Annotated in this window: 20 protein-coding genes; 1 reads left to right on the top strand and 19 read right to left on the bottom strand. The window is 58.6% G+C overall.

Annotated features, from left to right (window positions below):
* The first annotated feature begins 104 nt into the window (after nucleotides 1–104).
* Nucleotides 105–2,750: an alanine--tRNA ligase gene (gene alaS, locus HUV26_RS01980; RefSeq protein ID WP_174408403.1), complete on the top strand. Its 2,646-nt coding sequence runs from the start codon at nucleotides 105–107 to the stop codon at nucleotides 2,748–2,750.
* Between the two features lie 94 nt (nucleotides 2,751–2,844).
* Here the strand turns inward: alaS and HUV26_RS01985 are convergent, their stop codons facing one another.
* The 19 genes from HUV26_RS01985 to groES all read right to left on the bottom strand — a co-directional run bounded on the left by HUV26_RS01985 (nucleotide 2,845) and on the right by groES (nucleotide 20,509).
* Nucleotides 2,845–4,047 (bottom strand): GAK system CofD-like protein, encoded by a 1,203-nt coding sequence (locus HUV26_RS01985; protein ID WP_174408404.1) that lies wholly within the window; start codon nucleotides 4,045–4,047, stop codon nucleotides 2,845–2,847.
* 393 nt (nucleotides 4,048–4,440) lie between these two features.
* Nucleotides 4,441–4,692 (bottom strand): hypothetical protein, encoded by a 252-nt coding sequence (locus HUV26_RS01990; protein ID WP_174408405.1) that lies wholly within the window; start codon nucleotides 4,690–4,692, stop codon nucleotides 4,441–4,443.
* 345 nt (nucleotides 4,693–5,037) lie between these two features.
* Nucleotides 5,038–5,697 carry a phosphate signaling complex protein PhoU gene (gene phoU, locus HUV26_RS01995; RefSeq protein ID WP_174408406.1) on the bottom strand — a complete coding sequence of 220 codons (660 nt, stop codon included), beginning with the start codon at nucleotides 5,695–5,697 and terminating at the stop codon, nucleotides 5,038–5,040.
* Nucleotides 5,698–5,707: 10 nt separating this feature from the next.
* Nucleotides 5,708–6,457 (bottom strand): phosphate ABC transporter ATP-binding protein PstB, encoded by a 750-nt coding sequence (gene pstB, locus HUV26_RS02000; RefSeq protein ID WP_174408407.1) that lies wholly within the window; start codon nucleotides 6,455–6,457, stop codon nucleotides 5,708–5,710.
* 26 nt (nucleotides 6,458–6,483) lie between these two features.
* Nucleotides 6,484–7,173 (bottom strand): response regulator, encoded by a 690-nt coding sequence (locus HUV26_RS02005; protein WP_174408408.1) that lies wholly within the window; start codon nucleotides 7,171–7,173, stop codon nucleotides 6,484–6,486.
* 235 nt (nucleotides 7,174–7,408) lie between these two features.
* On the bottom strand, nucleotides 7,409–8,026 hold the full coding sequence (locus HUV26_RS02010; protein ID WP_174408409.1) for a 3'-5' exonuclease: 618 nt from the start codon (nucleotides 8,024–8,026) through the stop codon (nucleotides 7,409–7,411).
* A 114-nt stretch (nucleotides 8,027–8,140) separates the two neighbouring features.
* The gene (locus HUV26_RS02015) at nucleotides 8,141–9,541 is read right to left on the bottom strand and encodes a 4Fe-4S binding protein (RefSeq protein ID WP_243451219.1); all 1,401 of its coding nucleotides are present in this window, start codon (nucleotides 9,539–9,541) and stop codon (nucleotides 8,141–8,143) included.
* Entirely contained in the window at nucleotides 9,538–10,182 is a 645-nt protein-coding gene (locus HUV26_RS02020; protein ID WP_174408410.1) for a 4Fe-4S binding protein, read from the bottom strand. The genes HUV26_RS02015 and HUV26_RS02020 overlap by 4 nt, the downstream gene beginning before the upstream one ends.
* 373 nt (nucleotides 10,183–10,555) lie before the next feature.
* Complete coding sequence (mnmE, locus tag HUV26_RS02025; protein ID WP_174408411.1) at nucleotides 10,556–11,989, bottom strand: tRNA uridine-5-carboxymethylaminomethyl(34) synthesis GTPase MnmE; 1,434 nt, start codon at nucleotides 11,987–11,989, stop codon at nucleotides 10,556–10,558.
* Nucleotides 11,990–12,107: 118 nt separating this feature from the next.
* A complete protein-coding gene (locus HUV26_RS02030) occupies nucleotides 12,108–13,571 on the bottom strand; it encodes a protein jag (RefSeq protein WP_174408412.1) in 1,464 nt (487 codons plus the stop codon).
* Nucleotides 13,572–13,612: 41 nt separating this feature from the next.
* Entirely contained in the window at nucleotides 13,613–15,223 is a 1,611-nt protein-coding gene (gene yidC, locus HUV26_RS02035; RefSeq protein ID WP_174408603.1) for a membrane protein insertase YidC, read from the bottom strand.
* Nucleotides 15,224–15,233: 10 nt separating this feature from the next.
* The gene (gene yidD, locus HUV26_RS02040; protein WP_174408413.1) at nucleotides 15,234–15,491 is read right to left on the bottom strand and encodes a membrane protein insertion efficiency factor YidD; all 258 of its coding nucleotides are present in this window, start codon (nucleotides 15,489–15,491) and stop codon (nucleotides 15,234–15,236) included.
* Complete coding sequence (rnpA, locus tag HUV26_RS02045; protein ID WP_308483139.1) at nucleotides 15,488–15,877, bottom strand: ribonuclease P protein component; 390 nt, start codon at nucleotides 15,875–15,877, stop codon at nucleotides 15,488–15,490. The genes yidD and rnpA overlap by 4 nt, the downstream gene beginning before the upstream one ends.
* Nucleotides 15,865–15,999 (bottom strand): 50S ribosomal protein L34, encoded by a 135-nt coding sequence (rpmH, locus tag HUV26_RS02050; RefSeq protein ID WP_174408414.1) that lies wholly within the window; start codon nucleotides 15,997–15,999, stop codon nucleotides 15,865–15,867. Before rpmH ends, rnpA begins: the two co-directional genes overlap by 13 nt.
* Nucleotides 16,000–16,392: 393 nt before the next feature.
* Nucleotides 16,393–17,232, bottom strand: a complete 840-nt coding sequence (locus HUV26_RS02055) for a FlgO family outer membrane protein (RefSeq protein WP_174408415.1) — start codon at nucleotides 17,230–17,232, stop codon at nucleotides 16,393–16,395.
* A gap of 12 nt (nucleotides 17,233–17,244) precedes the next feature.
* Nucleotides 17,245–17,943 (bottom strand): hypothetical protein, encoded by a 699-nt coding sequence (locus HUV26_RS02060; protein ID WP_174408416.1) that lies wholly within the window; start codon nucleotides 17,941–17,943, stop codon nucleotides 17,245–17,247.
* A 123-nt stretch (nucleotides 17,944–18,066) separates the two neighbouring features.
* Entirely contained in the window at nucleotides 18,067–18,405 is a 339-nt protein-coding gene (locus HUV26_RS02065; RefSeq protein WP_174408417.1) for an Hpt domain-containing protein, read from the bottom strand.
* 140 nt (nucleotides 18,406–18,545) lie between these two features.
* Nucleotides 18,546–20,189 carry a chaperonin GroEL gene (gene groL / locus HUV26_RS02070; protein WP_174408418.1) on the bottom strand — a complete coding sequence of 548 codons (1,644 nt, stop codon included), beginning with the start codon at nucleotides 20,187–20,189 and terminating at the stop codon, nucleotides 18,546–18,548.
* 35 nt (nucleotides 20,190–20,224) lie between these two features.
* Complete coding sequence (groES, locus tag HUV26_RS02075; protein WP_174408419.1) at nucleotides 20,225–20,509, bottom strand: co-chaperone GroES; 285 nt, start codon at nucleotides 20,507–20,509, stop codon at nucleotides 20,225–20,227.
* Nucleotides 20,510–20,575 lie beyond the last annotated feature (66 nt).

Here is a 20,575-nt window from a genome sequence, read left to right on the forward strand (position 1 = left end):
ACGTTCCGGCTCCCCGAAAGCACCCGAACGCCGCCCGAGGGCGGCGTTTGTCTGCTCCACGCACAGGTCGGACGACAGCATATTTTCTTCACAGGGAGTACACCGTGATAACCGCAAATGAGATACGAACCCGCTTTCTGAACTACTTCAAATCCAAAGGACACGAAGTAGTTTCCTCCTCAGCCCTCATCCCCAATGACGACCCCACCCTGCTCTTCACCAACGCGGGCATGGTGCAGTTTAAAAAGACCTTTCTGGGGCAGGAAAAACGCGGCTATGTCCGCGCCACCACCTCGCAGAAATGCCTGCGCGTGGGCGGCAAGCACAACGATTTGGAAAACGTGGGCCGCACCGCGCGCCACCACACGTTTTTTGAAATGCTGGGCAACTTCAGCTTCGGCGACTATTTCAAGAAAGACGCCATCCGCTTCGCGTGGGAATTCATCACCGAAGATTTGAAACTGCCCAAGGATAATCTCTACATCACCGTCTATAAGGATGATGATGAAGCCCACGCCCTGTGGCAGTCCGAGGCAGGCGTGCCTGCCGAACGCATCTTCCGTCTGGGCGAAAAGGACAACTTCTGGTCCATGGGCGACACCGGCCCTTGCGGCCCCTGCACGGAAATACACGTGGACCAGGGTGAGCACATGACCTGTGGCCCTGATTGCGGAATCGGCACCTGCGACTGCGACCGTTTTCTCGAAATCTGGAACCTCGTGTTCATGCAGTTTGAGCAGGCTGCGGACGGCACCCGCACCCCCCTCCCCAACCCCTCCATTGATACGGGCATGGGACTGGAACGTATTGCGGCCGTCTGTCAGGGGGTAAACTCCAACTACGATTCCGACCTCTTTCAGGCCATTATCGGCTTCACCGCCGACATGGCGGGCGTACGCTACAGACAGCAGGGGGACGAAGTGGATACCGCCCTGCGCGTCATTGCGGACCACAGCCGCGCCATTGCTTTCATGATTGCCGACGGCATACTGCCTTCCAACGAGGGCCGGGGCTACGTGCTGCGCCGCCTCATCCGCCGCGCGTACCGTTTCGGCAGGCTCATCGGGCTTACCGGCACCTACCTGCACAAGACCGCGCTTAAGATCGTGGACATCATGGGCGACCATTATCCGGAACTGCGCGACAATGCCGGCTTCATGGCCCGCGTGGTGACAGAGGAAGAGGAGCGCTTCAACAAGACGCTGGACAAGGGCCTTACCCTGCTGGAAGACGAGCTCACTGCCCTTACCGCTGCAGGCTCCACGCAGGTTTCCGGCGAAACCGCCTTCCGGCTTTACGATACCTACGGTTTCCCTCTGGATATCGTGAATGACGTGGCGGAAAAGCGCGGCTTCGTCGTGGACGAGGCAGGCTTCAAAGCTCACATGCAGGAGCAGAAGCAGCGCGCCAAGGCTGCCTGGAAGGGCGGCGGAAAAGAAACCCTTGCGGCCCGTTTCCAGTCGCTGCTGGAAGAAGGCCTGTGCAGCGAGTTCACCGGCTATGAGCATATGCAGGGAGAAGGGCGCATAGCCGCCCTCATGGATGCGGAAGCAGACACTGCGCCCTCCCTGCCCTCCGGCAGCAAAGGCTATATCGTTACCAACCGCACGCCCTTTTACGGCGAGTCCGGCGGGCAGGTGGGCGACCCTGGCTCCATCATCTCCGAAACGGGCAAAGCACGGGTCGTCAACACCCTGAAGCCCAGCCCGGAACTTACCGTGCATGAAGTGGAGGTCACGGAGGGTGAAATCCTTCAGGACCAGTCCGTACGGCTTGAGGTGACGGAAGATGACCGCATGGCCTCCGCACGCAACCACACCTGCACCCACCTGCTGCATGCCGCCCTTCGCCGCGTGCTGGGCGATCACGTTAAGCAGTCCGGCTCACTGGTAGGCCCGGATCGTCTGCGCTTCGACTTCACGCACATTGCCGCGCTCACCCCGGAAGAGATTCTGGCCATTGAAAACGATGTGAACAGGGCCATCATGGCAGATACCCCTCTGACGACGGAAGAAATGGCCTATGACCATGCCGTTGCCAAGGGAGCCATCGCCTTGTTCGGTGAAAAATACTCCTCCAACGTGCGCGTGGTCTCCATAGAAAAAGAATCCGTGGAACTATGCGGTGGCACCCACCTGCGTTCCACCGGTCAGGCGGGCAGCTTTTTCATTATCTCTGAGAGCGGCGTTGCCGCAGGCATACGCCGCATAGAGGCCGTTACCGGCTGGAACGCCCTTGCGCTTGCCATGCAGCAGCGGACGGAATTGCAGGAGGTGGCAGGCCTTGTCAAAGGCAAGCCCGGTCAGGTCTCTGCGCGTGTACAGGCCCTGCAACTGGAAATTCGCAGCCTGCGCAAGGAAATGGAGCGCATGGCGGCCAAGGCCGCTTCCGGTCAGGGTGGCGACCTCATGGATAATGTTGCAGAGGTGAACGGCGTCAAGCTGCTCGCCGCCAAGGTGGATGCCCCCAACGTAAACGCCCTGCGAACGCTCATGGACGATGTGCGCTCCAAGCTGGGTTCGGGTATTGCCTGCCTTGCCTCTGAAGAAGATGGCGGCAAGGTGACCTTGCTGGTGGCTGTGACCAAGGACCTTACCGAACGCTTTAAGGCCGGTGCCCTGATTGCTGCCATCGCTCCCGAAGTAGGCGGCAAGGGTGGCGGCAGACCCGACATGGCGCAGGCAGGCGGCACCAACCCCGCCGGGATAGAAGCTGCCTTCGCCAAGCTGCGCGAAACCATCAGCGCCTGATCATTCCCATACGCACCCAAAGCCCCCGTTCCGTCACAGCGAACCAACGCAACGCACGGAACGGGGGCTTTCATATACACCGTCACATCCGGGCCTACCCCATCCACGCCAACGATGCCAGAACCCGCGCCACATGGGGCGCATCGTGCGCTCCATCGGAATGTGGCAGCAGCAAAGGGGCACGGCGGACATGCAGTCCGGGATACCGATGCGAAGGTACTTCCTGCCCCTCATCAAGCAGCACATGCGTGAGCAGCCTGTGGGTTTCCACCTCCCCTGCATCAGCACGCAGCACGTCCAGCAACACCCGGATACGCCCTTGGGCACCCATCCCCAGTTCTTCCGGGTCGCGTCCGACGTTGGGTACAAAAATCTTGGGGCAATCGGCTTCCGAAATGGCGCGCCCCACCCCGCGCGGAAGCAACGCGGCTATGACGGAGGAGTAAAAACTGCCCATGGGATAACAGATAAGATCCGCCTGCCGGATGCGTTCCAGCAGGTGTTCCGACACCTCCGGGCGAACTACCCTGCACTCTCCCGCCCTCCACTTGCCGCTGCATGCCCATCTGCCTTCATGCCAGTCGTCCGGGCGGGCATCCGTCAAATACATCCGCCGCACCGGAGCGTTGATGCACGGTCCTCCTTTGCCGGTAAAGAGATGCTGCCCCACAAGCCGCACACCATCTTCCAGTTCTACAGCGAGGTGTAAATCATCTGTGACAATGGGGGCAACCTGCCCGCGCACGCGCAGGAGCCGTGAAAAAAGAGAAAGAACCGGAAACAGATCGTTCCCGGCACGCAAATAACCGCCGGTGAGCAGCAGGTTCCCCAGACACGCCCCGCCAAGCAAAAAATCATCCGGCATTCGTTCTGCGAAATACCTGAAATGTCGTGCGCATACCTCCCTTACAAGGACAGGTAAATCCAGCATAAGCCGGTCAGTTCCGGCACAAAGACCATGCAGCCGCTCCCGCAGCACATTCTCCGGTTCACCGGCATCAAGGCGATACGCAAAAAGGGAAACAAGCCCGGTGGGTACCCGTTCCGGGTCCGCAAGTGCCGTCATGCGGTTACGCACATCCCCCACGGCGGGCATGGAAAAATGACGGCGCAGCTCCGCTGTGCTGCCGCCGGAATCGAACGGGGTTATCAGATGCAGGGCATTATGCGTAAACCGGACAAGTTCCCGGCTTACTTCACGCAACGCCGTTCCACCGCTGAAGAAGACAATGCGGGGTCCATGACCGGGGCGTTCTTCCAGCCCCTGCGGCACAGTTTCCGTGATTTCAGCAATCATGCACGCTCCGCACGCCCGGCAAGCCTCTTCGTCATCTCCTGTCAGCCCCCATTTTCTGCTCTGCGGTTTCAACACCAGTGTGCCTGAAAAAACTGATAATGAACAAGGTTTCACGCCATAGAGCAGACGCGGAACGGTAATCCCCGCCTCGAAAATCCGGCGCACACCCCGCACACAACAAAGCAGAGGTCAGGCGGGGAACGCAGCCGTATGAACTCTCCCGACTCGTTGCATCATCCATACACGCCATACCGGAACTGGGCGCCACGATAGACAGCATGGAGCTTTGCACGAGGTGTGCGGTGGGCAAAACTGCCGGAGGGCAATGTTAAGCGACCTGCGAAGATGCATGCTCTCCGCAGGTCGCTTCCAGACGTCTGTGTCGAGGCACAATTACTCGTCGGAATCGTCCTGATCGTCCGCTTCTTCACCGGGTTTGGCATATTTCACCTTCAGACGAAGGCGCATACCCGATTTGCTCTGCCTGAACGAAACGGAAAAGGTGTCGTACTCGTCCACGGCAATCTCCTTGCCGCCCAGCGAGAGCACGCCCGCTTCCACCTGCTCGCCAAGCTGTTTAAGCACGGCGGGTACTTCTTCCGGGGTAATGGGGAGTTCTAACTTGCGTTTTCCGGTCTTGGTCATAGGTATGTTCTCCTTCTGCCCGCTTGCTCGGGGCGCAGAATAGTATATCCGGCCTTTGAAAAAAGGCAATCCGCAACGTGACGGCTAAATATTTCCCCCCGCAGGTCTGCCCTTGTTACCGCAATGAACCATGTCGCCACCCGTTCATCCACAGCATGCCATCATAAACCGACCGAAAAAAAGCCGAGTGTACAGCATGATACGATGGATGAACCAGATTGCTGCACTTTTCTCCGGTGCAAAAAAAACGGCGCACGTTGCCGTACGCCGTGAAATAAGCAAAAGACTCACAACAGGAGAGCCACCGAACGAGTCCGGGGTGCATGTTGTCAGGTTACTGCCGCACTATCTGCATATACGGTGTTTAATGCTCACCCCTTCCACAATAAACACAACCGCTTCGGCAATATTAGTGGAAAGATCGCCCACCCGCTCAAGGCTGCGGGAAGTGAGAACGGTGCTCACAGCCCGTTCCACAGCAGGGGCTTCTTTACTCATGTAGTTGACCAGATCCTTAATGACCATTACGTCCAGCGCGTTGCACTGGCTGTCCCAGCGGCAGATGTCGCGGGCAAGGTCGGGATCCCCCTCACGGAACGCCATGATGGAGGCGCGGAACATTTCCAGAGCCACATCGCTCAGTTCCTTCAGCTGTCCGCCAAAGGGCAGCGGAGGACGCGTCGACAGAAACATGGCTTTTTCGGCAATGTTCACGGCCTCGTCACCCACACGCTCCAGATTGACGGAAACCCGCATAATGCCCACGATGGACCGCAGATCCACCGCCAACGGCTGATCCAGCGCGAGCAGCCGCAGGCTCATGTCGTCAATCTCGCATTCAAGCAGATTAATCTGCATATCGTTGTCGATCACCTTCTGCGCAAGGTCTCCGTCGCGCTCCAGCAGTGCCTTGCATGCGTCTTCAATGGCCTTCTGTGTGTAGGCGGCCATTTCCAGCACCTTAAGGCGCATCTTATCCAGTTGTGCGTGAAAATGTGTTTCCATTGTATGGCTCCTAGCCGAACCGGCCAGTTATGTAGTCTTCCGTCTGCTTGTTTCCGGGACGGGTGAACATCATTTCCGTATCACCCACTTCAATGAGGCGGCCCATGTAGAAAAAGGCGGTAATGTCCGAAACGCGGGCTGCCTGCTGCATGCTGTGGGTTACGATAATGATGGTATAATTCCGCTTGAGAATGTGAATAAGCTCTTCAATTTTCTGGGTGGCAATGGGATCCAGCGCGGAGGCTGGTTCGTCCATCAACACCACCTCGGGCTCCACGGCAAGGGCTCGCGCTATGCACAGCCGTTGCTGCTGCCCGCCGGAAAGCCCCAGTGCCGAGGTTTGCATCCTGTCCTTCACTTCATCCCACAGTGCCGCGCTGCGCAGGCTCTCTTCCACCCTTTCCTCAAGAAAGGTCTTATCCTTCACTCCGTTCACGCGCAATCCATATGCCACGTTTTCGAAAATACTCTTGGGAAAAGGGTTGGGCTTCTGAAACACCATGCCCACCCGGCGGCGCAGCTCCACCACGTCCACCTTAGGGTCATAAATGTTCATGTCTTCCAGCAAAATCTCACCTTCCACGCGGGAGGTGGTGATGAGATCATTCATTCTGTTCAGACAACGGATAAAGGTGGATTTTCCGCAACCGGAAGGCCCGATCAGCGCCGTTACCTGATTTTTCCTGAAATCCAGATTCACGTCATACAGGGCCTGAAAATCACCGTAGTAAAAATTCAGTCCCTTGGAATGCATTTTCATGTCTTGTGTCCTGTATCCGCAGCAGGCTATTCCTTGAACCGGTAGCCGACTCCCCGGATGGTCTCTATGTACGCCGCATAGTCACCAATTTTCTGGCGCAAACGGCGGACGTGTGTGTCCACGGTGCGGGCGTACCCTTCAAATTCATATCCCCAAACAGTGTTCAGCAGTTGGTCCCGGGTCCGCACCCGTCCCTTGTTCTTGAGCAGTTCCGTCAACAGCTTGAATTCGGTTGCGGTAAGCAGCGCTTCCTCTCCGTCAATTTCCACCCTGTGCGCGTCAGTATCAATGATCAGGCCATCCATGCGCAGGTGGGCGCGTTGCGCCGTATCTTCCACGCCCAGCGTGCGACGCAGAATGGCATGAATGCGCAAAACCAGTTCGCGAGGGCTGAAAGGCTTAACCAGATAATCATCCGCGCCAAGCTCCAGACCGACAATGCGGTCCACTTCCTCGCCCCGTGCGGTAAGCATGATCACGGGAGTGGAGGCAACCTCCGGCAGGCGCCGCAACTCTTTGCACACCTCCAAACCGCTCATGCCGGGCAGCATCAGGTCCAGCACAATAAGGTCCGGACGGAAATCCATAGCCCGCGCCAGACCATCGCGCCCGTTTGAAGCCGTGCGGACATCAAATCCGGCGGATTCAAAGGTGAAGGTGAGCAGTTGCAGAATGTCTTCGTCATCCTCAACAACGAGAATCTTCTCTTTCGTCATGCCGATTCCTCCGGATAAGTACCCAAAGACGTACACCACATTCCCGTGACAGGTTAATGGTGTCTCCGTTACATAATGATGACAACTGCGGCGGTGCTTGCCACAGCAAGGCACTCTATTGCATGAAATTTCCCGCGATTATGCCACTCTCTCAGGGAAGAAAGCAAAACAAAAAAGGCCGGGCGCATTCCGCCCGGCCTTTTTTGTCACATCCGCTCAAAATGTGACAAAAGCATTACGCAGCAACAAGTTCCTTAATAAATCCCAATGCTTCCATGCGCAAATGAATTTCTCTGCTTATCCACGCATCTGTGGCGGCATATTGAATTTGCTGCGCGGTCAGTTCACGGCTGGCCCAGTTGGAACACTGTGCACCTTTGGAAATGCGGTATCCAAGCAAGTTGGCAGCCAGATTGCGCAAGCCGTGCGTTTCCAACCCCACAGCCCGCGCCACCTCTCCAAGGTCCATTACGCCAGCGTCCTCAAAGTGCGAAAGACGCTGCAAATCCTTTATGTCATCCCGCACTGCCACCCCGGTCTTGATAATGGAAGAATCGGAAAGCAAGTCTTTCAGACTGTCCGTAAGGGGCAACCAGTTCAGTTGGATAAGAAAAACAACATCGCTGCACGCAAACTGCACCAGCGACGGGAGGTTCAGCTTCCCTTTGCGAAAGGTGGGCCGTGTTTCCGTATCAAATCCGAGCAGGTTTTCCTGACGCATGCGGGCAATGGCCACCGCAAGCTCCTCATCAGTACGGACAACCTCCACCCTGCCCTCATATCGGTGCAGGGGAAGTTCGTTTATCTCTTCTTTGGTAATTTTGCGTTTATATTCTTCTGGAATGTTCTTCATGTGCTGCATCGTGTATTCTGACCACTCGCCGTATGCACGCTGGGCACCGACGGTCGCCTTTCATACATTATGCCTGCAACGGCGTAAAGTGTTTTCAGGAAAGGGCAATGCCCATTAAATGCGGGCCACGGCAAGAAATACGGCGTGCAGCGAAGAAACCAGCACCACAAACAGGCGCTTGGAAAACGCAGGAGAAGCACGAAAAAAGGTAAGCTCCATGGCACCATGAGCACACACGGTGGTGCAGTCTCTGCACAGCGAACAGGAGAGAGCAGGCCGACCTTTTTCCACCTGGCAGGGTGCAAGCGCATTGTACCGGCATACACGTGTACAGGCACCACATCTTGTACAACGGTCATTAATGCGCAGCCGCCACGGGCTCACGGCAGAGAGCAGGTTGCCTGCCAGCCCCAGCGGGCAGAAGGCTGAACAGTGCGCCATGGTTCCAGCACGGGAGCTGCAGGCCATCATCACCGCCACTCCCGCCAGACCGAACGCCGCCGCCAGTGCCAGAGCAAGCCCCAGAGACGCGCCAGCCAGTCTTAACCCCAAAGCCGTACCGAACACTGTCACGGCAATGCCTGCACGGACGGTTCCTGCCCATGCGGGCAGCGGAGCGGGAGCCCCTTTGCGCACCCTGCTCAGCCTGTCATCCCATGCGCCGATGTAGCAAAGATGGCTGCACCATGCGGGTCCCACCAGCAGAACCGATACCGAAAAGAGGATGAGCATAAAGAATCCGTCACCCCGGAACAGGGGACCGGCAATGACCAGTGCAGGAACAGGCATGTGCAGAGTACCCGTCATGAGCAGCCGTTCGACTCCCGCAAGTCCCAGCGCAAGCTGCCCGAAAAACACGGCAGAAAAGAAGGCCCAGGTGGCCGCCCTTACGCGGCGGGCCTTGCGATTATCCAGAAGCAGGCCGCACACCACGGCGGCGTATATGGACATGAGGACAATCTGCAGCATGCCGCTGCCGGGGAAAAATCTGTCGGAAAGCAGCAGGGTTACACGGGTTGCCTGATCACGACTGACGAGAAGAAGCAAGGCGCACACCATGAATGCTGCCGCCTGCGGAACGGCAGTCGCCGCATGCCGCATGTACCGCGCGCGGGCCGGAGCGGAAAGAAGCATGCCGGCTCCGGTGAGCGAAAACAGCGACACTCCGCCCATAATAGCGGCCAGCCGCAGCCAGTCCTGGCCCATCATCATGCGCATGTGCACCAGGGAGATACCGGTGCGCACCCAGAGCAGGCTGGCCCCGAATAAAACTGCGGCAGTGACCAGCCGTGCCCAGCCCTGACGGGTGAGGGCAAGGCAAAAAATCGTTACCACAAAGGATGTTAGCCACACATCACCCGTGCGTAACGTATGGGCTCCCAGCAGGAGAATACCCAACAGCGGCACTGCCAGTCCATACCGCATAGGGGTATGAGAAGGTGCTTCTTGAACTGGACGAAATGTGGACGAAACCGGACGTTCTTTGGACGAATCCGCGAGCTGTTCACTGTTCATGGCCGCTCCAGTGCGTCCTGTACGGAATCGCCCAATTCCTCCACGAGGGTGCCGAAGCGCAACCCTTTCCGGTAGTGCCGCATGTACAAATTGACGCAGCCGCTCACAAGGGCTACGGCCTGCTCCCCGTCAAACACGCCGGGCAATTCCGTTGCCAGCCGGGGGTGCCTGCCCAGCTTGCCGCCAAGCACTATCCTGTAGCCGGATTCCCTTGCATGCAACGCCCGCTCCGGGCACTTGTCCACGCAAATCCCGCAGCGCATACAGCGTGCATGGTCGCATACCGGGCCATGCGCGTGCATGGTCATGACCTTGTCCGGGCAGACGCGTGCACACAGGCCGCAACGGGTGCAGAGGGAAGTATCCAGTTCAGGCGTAATGGCGCGGATGATGCCGACATCGGCCACATGGGGGCGTGAGCATCCGTTAGGACAGGCTGCCAGCGCCACCCGGAAGGTATGATGGTGCAGCACAGGCCCGGTTACGGCACCATGCAGAAACTGCGCCCAGCCGCTCTGCGCCAGACACTGTTCCAGTTGCACGGCAAGGGATTCCGGTACCGGCATGGCGAACCGGCAGTTGGTCTGCGCCTGAACGCCTCGGCAGACGGTCATTTCATGGGGTGTTGAGGGGGCAGACATGGACGCTCCGTATACGGCTGAGGTGAAGCGGAAGAGGTCACGGAACCAGCAGTGTGCCCGGCTTTACATACTATTGAAACGTGATGATCCGCAGCGGAACCGGGAAATGTTCTGCCGTTCGCGCCCTGTTCTCGACACGCACGGCGGCAACAGAGCCCGAACATGTTCTGCGCCTTGCCGCCCGCCATGTGGGAACGGCCCGCGGGTTTATGGCTCTCTCACGGCGCGACCTTGGAAAACGGCACCGGGCCGTATCCCGTGCAGGGCGGTGCATCATTCCTGAATGATCTGCAAAAATGGGCGCTCTCAACTGATAGTCCTATCCGCCTCGTGCGTCCGTGACGCACATCACATTCCGCAGCGCACCGCGGACCTACTTGCCGATGCAGAAGCTGGAAAAAATGCTGTTCAGAATATCGTCCGGCGTGGTTTCGCCCGTTATTTCCGAGAGCATGGCGCAGGCTGTTTCCAGCCGTACTCCCAGAATATCGTACGGGACGCCGCTCCCGATGTCTTCCCGCAGGGCGCGCAGCTCCTCCTCCGCATCCCGCAGCGCCATGCTTTGCCTCAGGTTGGGGGCCACATCACCCGCAGCAGGCTCGCCGCCGCCCATTCTTTCCAGTATATGAGCACGCGCTGCTTCCACAAGCGCATCCAGCCCTCTGCCCTCGCGGGCGGAAACACGCACCTGCGCACAGCCGGACAGGGGCGCGGCAGTATCCCCTGCTCTGTTGTCCTTTTCATCCCTTTCATCCCATTCAGGGGAATCAAGCAGATCGAACTTATTCAGCACAAGCAGCACTCTTTCTGCCCCCACGGCAGCCACAAGCTCCTTCTCCGCAGAACCGGGTCCGAGACGCGCGTCCACCACCAGCAGCACGAGGTCGGCCTGTGCCGCAAGGTCGCGGCTTATCCGCACCCCCTCCTGTTCCACAATGTCGCCGGACTCGCGAAGCCCCGCCGTATCCACCAGACGCACGGGCAGGCCGTTGAAGCTGAGTTGCTCTTCGAGAAAGTCGCGGGTGGTGCCGGGGATATCCGTTACAATGGCACGGGTACGCCCCAACAGGGCGTTCATGAGGCTGGACTTACCGGCGTTCACCTGCCCCGCCAGAACCACCAGCACGCCCTCGCGCCAGCAACGGGCACGATCGTAATTGCGCAGCAGGGACTGCAAGGAATGGCGTACGTGCTCCACATCATCCAGAAATTCCTGCGGGCTGAGGCACTCCACGTCTTCTTCGGGAAAATCCACAGCCACGCACAGCTTCATGCGCACCATCTCCAGCCGTTGCCGCAGGGCGGCTATGCGTCTGCCCAGTTCTCCGTCCAGTTTAGCCCTTGCAAGGCGTATCCCGCCTTTCACGGGAGCGGCGATCATTTCGGCCACAGCTTCCGCCTGTGTAAGGTCCATGCGCCCGTTCAGAAAGGCCCGCTTGGTAAACTCGCCAGCATCGGCTGAACGAGCACCGCACGCGAGGGCAGCCTCCAGCACGGCGGTAACAATGGCGGGGCCGCCGTGACAGTGGAATTCTGCCACATCTTCCCCGGTGAAGGTGTGTGGCCCGGGCATGAACACGGCCAGAACGTGGTCCAGAGGTTCTCCCTGCGCGTCCGTGACCATACCGTAATGCAGGACACGGGGCCTGAAGTCCCTGAACGTGCGCGATGAAGACCTGAACAGGCGGCGGGCCAAGGTGCCCGCCTGCGGCCCGCTGATGCGGACAATGCCTATGCCGCCTTGTCCCAGAGGAGTGGCTATGGCGGCAATGGTGTCTCCGCTGTACGATGAATGAAGATGTTGCATGAGCGTTGTGTAGTCCTGTCCGGTGGTTGCGGGCAAGTCGTTTTAGGGGAAAGACACCTCAAAGAAAAAGGAGGCCCTTATGAGCCTCCTCCGAATCGGTATGCCAAGGGCAGATGCGCTACTGAGCGCTTTTGCGCTTGCGGCCTATGATTACCCGCTTCATGGGGCCATCGCCCTTGCTGCGGGTCTGAATCTCATCATCTTCCTGCAAGGCCAGATGCACGATGCGCCTGTGGTAGGAGCTGAGCGGCCGTGTGGACTGAGGCTTGCCCAGCGTTTTGGCCTTGTCGGCCAGATGCAGGGCTATTTCGCGGAGTTTATCGTCCTGCCGCTCGCGGTAGTCGCCCGTATCCAGCTGTACCCGCACGGCAACGCCCATGCGCTTGGCCACAATGCGGTTCACCAGATACTGGAAGGAAGCGAGGGTCTGCCCTTCACGTCCGATGAGCAGGCCGGAATTGTCGCCGCTGGAAACGGTGACCTTCACCCGGTTTTCTTCAATGACTGCCTCCACCGGAGTTTCCCCGATAACGGGAACCACCATCCGCTTTACGGCTTCCGTGACGACGGAGAGCAGAAGCTCCTTGTCCAGTTCGTCAAGATTTGCCTCTGCCATGGGCTCCCGGAGGATGTCGTCCATGGAGTCATCTTCGAAATCGGCATCGAATCCGGCACCAAATCCGGCGCCATTCATCAGGTCGCCTTCGCTGCCGAATGCGGCAAAGTCATCGGGAGCGGCATCGCCTTCTGCCGAGGTCACGCCATCGGCTGTGCCCTCTTCCTTGCGACCGCCACGTCCACGACCGCCACGCGGGCGGCGGCGACCGCCACGGCTGCGACGGCTGCCGGAGCGTTCTTCCTCCGTCGCCGATCCTTCCTGCGCTGCCTGCTCGCCATTTACAGGCGCTTCGGCACGCGGGGCAGCCGTCTCATCCTGCTGACGAGAAGGCCTGCTTCCTCTGCCCCGGTCCTGACGCCGGGACTTGTCGTTCCGGGATTCCGAACGCGCCTCGGAATGTTCTGTGCGGGCTTCGGACTGGGCTTCAGGCTTCTGTCTGCCACGTCCCTTTTCGGAACCGGACGTTTCCGTACCGGCTTCCGCTCCAAGGTGCTTTTCGGCAGGCTTTTCGGCACGTCTTTCGGGACGGCCTTTTCCCTGCGCACGGTCCGCATCCTTTACGCCCTGTCTGGAACGGCTTTCGGGAGCTGCCTGCTGGGCACCTTCCTGTCCGTTCTGAACACGGCTTTTCTCGGAACGTTCCTCGCGCGGCCTCTGTTCGCCGCGCTCTCTGCGCTGTTCGTCACGGGGCTTTTCATTGCGCCCGGAGCTGGGTTTTTTCCGGTCACGACCATCTGCCGTGCCCGTTCCTTCACCGCCGTTCAGCACACCAGCTTCAAAATTCAGCTGCATGCGCCGGGCGCGGATCTTTGCCTTTTTGGCTCCCACCAGACCGAATATGCCGGTCTTGGCGTCATTGACTATTTCTATTTCAAGCTTCTCTCGTGCGCTGTTGAAGTAGCTGCAAGCCGCTTCGATAGCGCTGTCCAGGGTTTTTCCCTGGAACTCCTTGTATGCATCCATGCATTCACCTCAAGGTGTACTCGCGATTAACAGGCAAGGCTCTATGCCTTGCGGAGCATGAGCCACTGCTGGAAGATGGAGAGTACGTTGTTTACCAGCCAGTACACCACCAGACCGGAGGGGAAGCTCAGGAACATGAAGGTGAATACCACAGGCAGCATCAACATCATCTTCCTTTGCAGCGGGTCGCCGGAACTGGGGGTCATAAGCTGTTGCAGCAGCATGGTCAGCCCCATGACAACGGGGGTAATGTAGAACGGGTCGGCCACGGAAAGGTCGGCAAGCCAGACGTAGTCCGTAAAGGGCAGATTGTGGATGAACGAAGCGTGACGCAGTTCTATGGAATTCATCAGAGCCTGATAAAGACCGAAGAACACGGGAATCTGCACCAATACGGGCAGGCAGCCCCCGGCGGGGTTGACCTTGTAGGTCTTGTAGAGGTTCATGACCTCCTGATTCTGCTTTTCCCGGTCATCCGCATATTTTTCGCGGATTTTCTGCATCATGGGCTGAAGCTTCTTCATCTGCTCCATGGACTTGTAGCTCTTGTGGGAAAGGGGCCAGAAAGCAAGCTTGATAAGAATGGTGAGAATGATGATGGCAACGCCGTAGTTGTTCACATACTTGTGGAAGAAGTTGATCATCTCCACCATGGGCCGGGCAAGAATGGAGAAGAACCCGTAATCCACGGCGCTTCCGAGCAGGTTGGGCGCCTTTTCCAGATGCATGGAAAGCTTGGGGCCCAGATAATAGCTCGTTCCCGCCTCCACTTCTGCTCCGGGAGCAAGGCCCAGCGCATTGTGTTCCACAGCCACGCGGTACACACCGTACTGGAACTTGGCCTTCATTGCCACATCAGTGCTTTCCGGCGCGATGGCGGCAAGGAAGTAGTTGCTCTCAACCCCGGCCCAGAGCAGGGGGAGCCGCTTGGCAAGCCCTGCTTCCAGATCCTTGGCATCGGCTTCGCTGTCCAGCCCTTCCGAGTCGGAGAACCAAGCCACCTTGGTGGGGTTGTACTTATCTTCCGGACCGCTCAGGGAAGACGCCCCAAGCGTGAAGTCCAGACGCACGCTGCGCGGGGTTTCCCCGGCGTTCAGCAGACGGATCTTTTCTTTGACGACGTAGGAATCGGCAAAGAAATGCAGTTCACGCACAACGCGGATGCCTTCCACCTCGCCGGTGAAGACAAGCAGCCCGCTCTTTTCGCCTTGCAGCGCAAGGTTATCGCCTTCAAAGCTCCACTGCCCTTCCACCCACGAACGTTTGCCGTCCAGCATAACGCCCAGCGCGCCAAGGTTGGCGGCTGCTTCGCCCACCATATCCACCAGCGGCGAATATTCCGCGATGGTTTCCTTGTAGTCGTTCAGGGTAAAGGACTTGAGCACGCCGCCCTGCGAATGGAAGGTGGCGGTATAGAGAGGGGTGGAAACGGTAACTTCGCGCCCTTCAGTGGGCTTGAACTCAACAATGGCGGGGGCATCCATGCCCGAATCAAAGGAAGGCTGACCGGCTTCCTGCGGTGCGGCGGGCGCAGCCTGTTGCTGGGCAACGGGCTGCTTGGATATCCACCCCATGTAATCCGCCAGATAATTCCAGCCTACAGTTACGAGCAGACAAAGCACCACAGCGATCATTATGCGCTTGTTATCCATCATGTAGTCCTCAAAAACTCCTGTGCAAGGGGGATTGACGCCGAAGGGGAGGGACGGGATCATAGCCGCCGCGGCTGAAGGGATGACACCGCAAAATGCGCCACACCGCCAATGCGGTTCCCTTGAAAACGCCATGACGCAACACGGCTTGCGCTGCGTATTCTGAACACGTGGGCACAAATCGGCAGGCAGGTGGAAACAATGGTGATATGCACCGCTGGTAGAAGCGGATTGGCAGCACCAGCAACCTTTGTGCGAGTGTTTTCATGACGCTTCGCTTCCCGACTTCGGGGTACTGTTTTCGCAGATTGTGCGGAGAAGAGGCAGCAGTTCCTGCGAAACGCTCTTCAGGTTCACCCTGTCCGGGTCCATGCTGCGCTTGGGCACCACGGCGATATCCAGACTACCACATATTTCATGCTGGTTGAGCCGGAAGAACTCGCGGATCACACGTTTTATGCGATTGCGCGTGACTGCCGGCCCCGTTTTTCTGGTTACCGCCATCCCCATCCGCCAGCCGGGCTCTCCGGAGGGACGGAACAGAACAAACAGGATGAAATTTTTTGAAAAGTAACGGCGGCCTGTATTGTAACAGCTGACAAAATCAGGCCGCCGGATCAAACGATGCGCTCTCGGATGCGTTAGGCAGATAATCTCTTACGCCCCTTCGCACGACGACGACGCAGAACAGCGCGACCACCCACGGTCTTAAGGCGAGCGCGAAAACCGCATGCGCGTGCACGTCTGATTTTGCTCGGCTGATACGTTCTCTTCATGGGAATACTCCTTTAAAAAAATGAACGGACCCTTTTACAGTGTAAAACGGCCCGCGTCAAGTTTGACCCGGTGGGGATATACACGCAGTCGCCCCGCTGCCGCGCCGGACAGGGGTTCGCCCGCGCCTGCTCTGGCGACCGCGCAACACCCATAGGCTGTTTCGTTCATTAATACAAGCGGAAAAGGCCGCTTTTCCCAATTTTCCGCACCTGCGATGCCCGGAGAGCCTTCCCGCAGGCTGCTCACAGCTTATGCAGCCAGCCTGATGCTTGCGCAGTGTACCCCGCCGCGCATCAGCAGGACATCAGCAGGACATCAGGAGGACACGTGATGCGGGCCACGCAGCGGACGGACGCAGAGCATACGGAATACCGGACAGGGCTTGCAGACGGCTACTTTATCCCCTCGTCCGGCACACTGGTCATGGGCATGACGGGAGGGTCTTCCGTATAGGTCTGAGCACTAGGAGATGCAGCTCCTGTCGCCGGGAACGGAGTTCCCGCCGTTCCACGTGGCGGCACATGCCCCACAAGCGGGACTCTGTCCGGCCGCTGCACGTTCAGGTTCTTAACGGGAGGCAGCGAAACACCATTGCTGGCGTATGCTTCGGGCCTGCCGGCAAAGGATGACCACATGCTTCCGTCACCGGATGCCTTGCGGCCCTGCTGCAACAGACTGCGCACCTCGCCCCTGTTGGGAAGATAGTATTCGTAGGCTGCCACCACCGCGCCATCATCCAACCGGATGAGGCGCAGCGAAAAATACACTGCGGACAGGCTTTCCGTATAGCTGCCCACCAGCACTGCCTGCGCGGCATACTCTGTCTGCATCAGCCGGGCCACATCGCGCGAGAGCATAAACTCCCCTTCATGCGGGCGCATGACCATGCTGCTGCGCAGGCGCGAGTCCACAATGCGGTATCCGTATTGGCTGAGCCGCGACCCCACCTGCTGCATGACCACCCTGCCGAGGCCCGAGGTCTTTTCCAGATCGTCCAGCTGCACCATACTGGCCACCAGCACCGGGCTTTCTTTGCTGAGGCGGGCGGAAAGCATGTTGTGCAGCACATCGGCAGCATAATGGCTGGAGGCCACAAGCACCGAACCGCCGTTCTGGGGCGCGGGGGCAGCCTCGTACTGCGCCGGCTGGCGGGGAACGGCCCCCTGACCGGCAAGGGCGTGGCCCGCTATCAGCAGAGCCGCAGCGGCGAACAGGCAAGAGAGAATTTTCATGGCCATCGCCTCCTACTGGCTGGTCACACGCACGGGGCGGGACCGGAATTCCTGAACGAAATGGCCGGGGGCGAGCGGGTCTACATACTGCTCGAAATCCGGGTCATTGATGTAATAGACGGAAGATGTGTGCACCACATAGCGGTTGTTGTAGGACATGGAGACTGAGATAAGCATCTCGTGGTTGGATACGCCGGTTATGGCCCCGCTGGCAAAGTCTGCCAGCACCCCGGCACCGATGGCGGCGGGAATCCACTCCGCCATGGAGTCCAGAGCACGGGCCACGCTTATTCCTGCGGCTATGGAGGTGAAGGTGCCTATGGGCGGCCGCTGTGCCCGTGAGGAGTGCAGGATGGAGAGCACGTCGAACTCCACATCTACCACATCGCGCTCACGGTGGAGCGAAACCTGCATTCCGCGCGAGACAAGTTCGCTGGTCAGCAGCTTGTAAAAACCCATGGCAAAGGGGCGGCTGTTGGGCGGCTGCACGTACAGCGGCTTCATGAGCAGGTCGTCACGATCACCTATGGCTTTTAAAATACGGTCGGCCACATCGCCTGCAAGAACCTGCCAGTGCCCGGCCGACTGCATTTTGAACTGCCAGTCTGCCTTATGCGTAACCGGCACAGGCACCTGCGACCGATATGCCTCGCACCCCGCGAGCAGAGTCGCGCAGGCAAGCAGCAAGCATCCGAAGGTATATCTTTTCATGGTCGCCCCCAATATGACGGACGCAATGACATTTGCACGGCAACAGACGAGGGGCACGCTCCACACCCGTCCTGCATCCTTCTCATCGGCCACAGGGGCACAAACCTTTAGGGGCACAAAGGACTACACAAGCTCTTCATGCAGTTCCCACAGCGCGCTCACCAGCGCAGCACGGCAGGGTTCCACGGCATCCGCATCGCGCACGCAGGCCGCCTCCAACGCGGCAGCCGCCCTGCTCACACGCATGGCTCCCACGTTGGCTGCATCGCTTTTCAGCCTGTGCGCTTTGGACTTGATGGTATTCGTATCGCCCCCTACGACGGTGGTGAAAAAATCCGTCCACTCCCCAAGTTCCTTACTGAACAGAACGATGAGAGTTTCCAGCGACTGACGGTCTATGCCCAGCAGTTCCATGGCGGCTTCACGGTCCAGCGCCTTGCAGTTTTCAGACGGGGTTTGCATACAATAGATTCCTCGCGGTGTTCAGATGACAAAAGAATGGAAGCCGGACACGCCCCTTCTTCACACTATTTTCTCTTGCGGAAAAAGGAAAGGGCCGGAGCGAACTCCGGCCCATACAATCAGGGACAATACGGGGCAGCTTAGTACATGCCGCCCATGCCGCCCATGCCGCCCATGCCGCCGGGCATTGCGGGAGCAGCGCTCTTTTCGGAAGGCTTTTCTGCAATGGCGCACTCGGTGGTGAGCAGCAGGGAAGCCACGGAAGCGGCATTCTGCAGGGCAATACGGGTAACCTTCTTGGGATCGATGACACCGGCCTTGATCAGGTCTTCGTATTCACCGCTGGCAGCGTTGAAGCCGAAGCCGTCCTTGCCTTCGCGAACCTTCTCGACCACGATGGAGCCTTCGAAGCCTGCGTTTGCGGCGATCTGGCGCAGCGGCTCTTCGATGGCGCGGCGGACGATGGAGACACCGGCAGCCTCGTCGTCATCGGCAACCTTCACATCTTCCAGCACGGTGGCAACACGCACAAGCGCGGTACCGCCGCCAGGCACGATGCCTTCTTCCACGGCAGCGCGGGTAGCGTTCAGGGCGTCTTCCACGCGGTCTTTCTTTTCCTTCATTTCGGTCTCGGTGGCTGCGCCGACATTGATGACGGCAACGCCGCCCACCAGCTTGGCGAGACGTTCCTGAAGCTTTTCGCGGTCGTAATCGGAGGTGGTTTCTTCGATCTGCGCACGGATCATCTTCACGCGGGCCTTGATGTCGTCGCTCTTGCCTGCGCCGTCAACGATGGTGGTGTTTTCCTTGTCGACCACCACGCGCTTGGCGGAACCGAGGTCGGCAACGGAGATGCTTTCCAGCTTTACGCCCATTTCTTCGGAAACAACCTGACCACCGGTGAGAGTGGCTATATCCTGCAGCATGGCCTTGCGGCGTTCGCCAAAGCCGGGAGCCTTAACGGCAACAGCCTGCAGGGTGCCGCGCAGCTTGTTGACCACGAGAGCTGCAAGGGCTTCGCCGTCTACGTCTTCGGCGATGATGACAAGGGGCTTGTTCATCTTGGCGACCTGCTCCAGCACGGGGAGCATGTCCTTCATATTGGAGATCTTCTTTTCGCAGATGAGGATGAGGGGAGAATCCATCTCCACGATCATCTTGTCGGCGTTGGTCACGAAATAGGGGGAGAGGTAGCCGCGGTCGAACTGCATGCCTTCCACGATGTCCAGAGTGGTTTCCAGACCCTTGGCTTCCTCTACAGTGATGACGCCTTCTTTGCCCACCTTGTTCATGGCTTCGGCAATGATGTTGCCGATGGTGGAGTCGGAGTTGGCGGAAATGGTGCCGACCTGGGCAATTTCCTTCTGGTCGCGGGTGGGCTTGGCAAGGGTGTTCAGTTCTGCCACCAGGGCTTCCACTGCCTTGTCAACGCCGCGCTTGATGGCCATGGGGTTACGGCCTGCGGCAACCAGCTTTACGCCTTCCTTGTAGATGGACTGGGCAAGAATGGTGGCGGTGGTGGTGCCGTCGCCTGCGATGTCGGAAGTCTTGGAGGCAACTTCCTTCACCATCTGCGCGCCCATGTTCTCGAACTTGTCTTCCAGTTCGATTTCCTTGGCTACGGAAACGCCGTCCTTGGTGATGACGGGGGAACCGAAGGACTTTTCAATGACCACATTGCGGCCCTTGGGTCCGAGGGTAACCTTAACGGCGTTTGCAAGCTTATCCACACCGCGGGAAAGACGTTCGCGTGCCTTGGCGTCAAAAAGAATTTCTTTGGCCATGTGTATTCTCCTGAATATCTAGCTAATGAGAGAAGTTAAGCGATGATTGCAAGGATGTCGTCTTCGCGCATCACCAGATAGTCCACACCGTCGATCTTGATCTCGGAGCCTGCGTACTTGTTGAAGAGCACGCGGTTGCCGACAGCAACGGTCATGGCGATGGCGTTGCCGTTTTCCACCTTGCCGGGGCCAACGGCCACGACTTCACCGCGGGAAGGCTTTTCCTTGGCGGTGTCGGGGATGTACAGACCGCCAGCGGTCTTTTCTTCGGCTTCCAGACGCTTCACCAGAACTCGATCGCTCAGGGGCTTCAGATTCATACTATAAACCTCCAACATTACTTGTATTAATCTGGTTTTACTAGCACTCACCTACGACGAGTGCCA

Source organism: Desulfovibrio psychrotolerans, from assembly GCF_013340305.1.
Classification (GTDB): Bacteria; Desulfobacterota; Desulfovibrionia; order Desulfovibrionales; family Desulfovibrionaceae; genus Halodesulfovibrio; species Halodesulfovibrio psychrotolerans.

Excerpts from the sequence above, each read along its gene's own strand:
- yidD (WP_174408413.1), bottom strand. The coding sequence starts at position 15,491 with ATGAAAACACTCGCACAAAGGTTGCTGGTGCTGCCAATCCGCTTCTAC.
- yidC (WP_174408603.1), bottom strand. The coding sequence starts at position 15,223 with ATGGATAACAAGCGCATAATGATCGCTGTGGTGCTTTGTCTGCTCGTA.
- HUV26_RS02010 (WP_174408409.1), bottom strand. The coding sequence starts at position 8,026 with ATGAAGAACATTCCAGAAGAATATAAACGCAAAATTACCAAAGAAGAG.
- HUV26_RS02005 (WP_174408408.1), bottom strand. The coding sequence starts at position 7,173 with ATGACGAAAGAGAAGATTCTCGTTGTTGAGGATGACGAAGACATTCTG.
- groL (WP_174408418.1), bottom strand. The coding sequence starts at position 20,189 with ATGGCCAAAGAAATTCTTTTTGACGCCAAGGCACGCGAACGTCTTTCC.
- HUV26_RS02030 (WP_174408412.1), bottom strand. The coding sequence starts at position 13,571 with ATGGATGCATACAAGGAGTTCCAGGGAAAAACCCTGGACAGCGCTATC.
- pstB (WP_174408407.1), bottom strand. The coding sequence starts at position 6,457 with ATGAAAATGCATTCCAAGGGACTGAATTTTTACTACGGTGATTTTCAG.
- HUV26_RS01990 (WP_174408405.1), bottom strand. The coding sequence starts at position 4,692 with ATGACCAAGACCGGAAAACGCAAGTTAGAACTCCCCATTACCCCGGAA.
- HUV26_RS01985 (WP_174408404.1), bottom strand. The coding sequence starts at position 4,047 with ATGATTGCTGAAATCACGGAAACTGTGCCGCAGGGGCTGGAAGAACGC.
- phoU (WP_174408406.1), bottom strand. The coding sequence starts at position 5,697 with ATGGAAACACATTTTCACGCACAACTGGATAAGATGCGCCTTAAGGTG.
- groES (WP_174408419.1), bottom strand. The coding sequence starts at position 20,509 with ATGAATCTGAAGCCCCTGAGCGATCGAGTTCTGGTGAAGCGTCTGGAA.
- HUV26_RS02060 (WP_174408416.1), bottom strand. The coding sequence starts at position 17,943 with ATGAAAAGATATACCTTCGGATGCTTGCTGCTTGCCTGCGCGACTCTG.
- rpmH (WP_174408414.1), bottom strand. The coding sequence starts at position 15,999 with ATGAAGAGAACGTATCAGCCGAGCAAAATCAGACGTGCACGCGCATGC.
- HUV26_RS02065 (WP_174408417.1), bottom strand. The coding sequence starts at position 18,405 with ATGCAAACCCCGTCTGAAAACTGCAAGGCGCTGGACCGTGAAGCCGCC.
- mnmE (WP_174408411.1), bottom strand. The coding sequence starts at position 11,989 with ATGCAACATCTTCATTCATCGTACAGCGGAGACACCATTGCCGCCATA.
- HUV26_RS02015 (WP_243451219.1), bottom strand. The coding sequence starts at position 9,541 with ATGAACAGTGAACAGCTCGCGGATTCGTCCAAAGAACGTCCGGTTTCG.
- HUV26_RS02055 (WP_174408415.1), bottom strand. The coding sequence starts at position 17,232 with ATGAAAATTCTCTCTTGCCTGTTCGCCGCTGCGGCTCTGCTGATAGCG.
- HUV26_RS02020 (WP_174408410.1), bottom strand. The coding sequence starts at position 10,182 with ATGTCTGCCCCCTCAACACCCCATGAAATGACCGTCTGCCGAGGCGTT.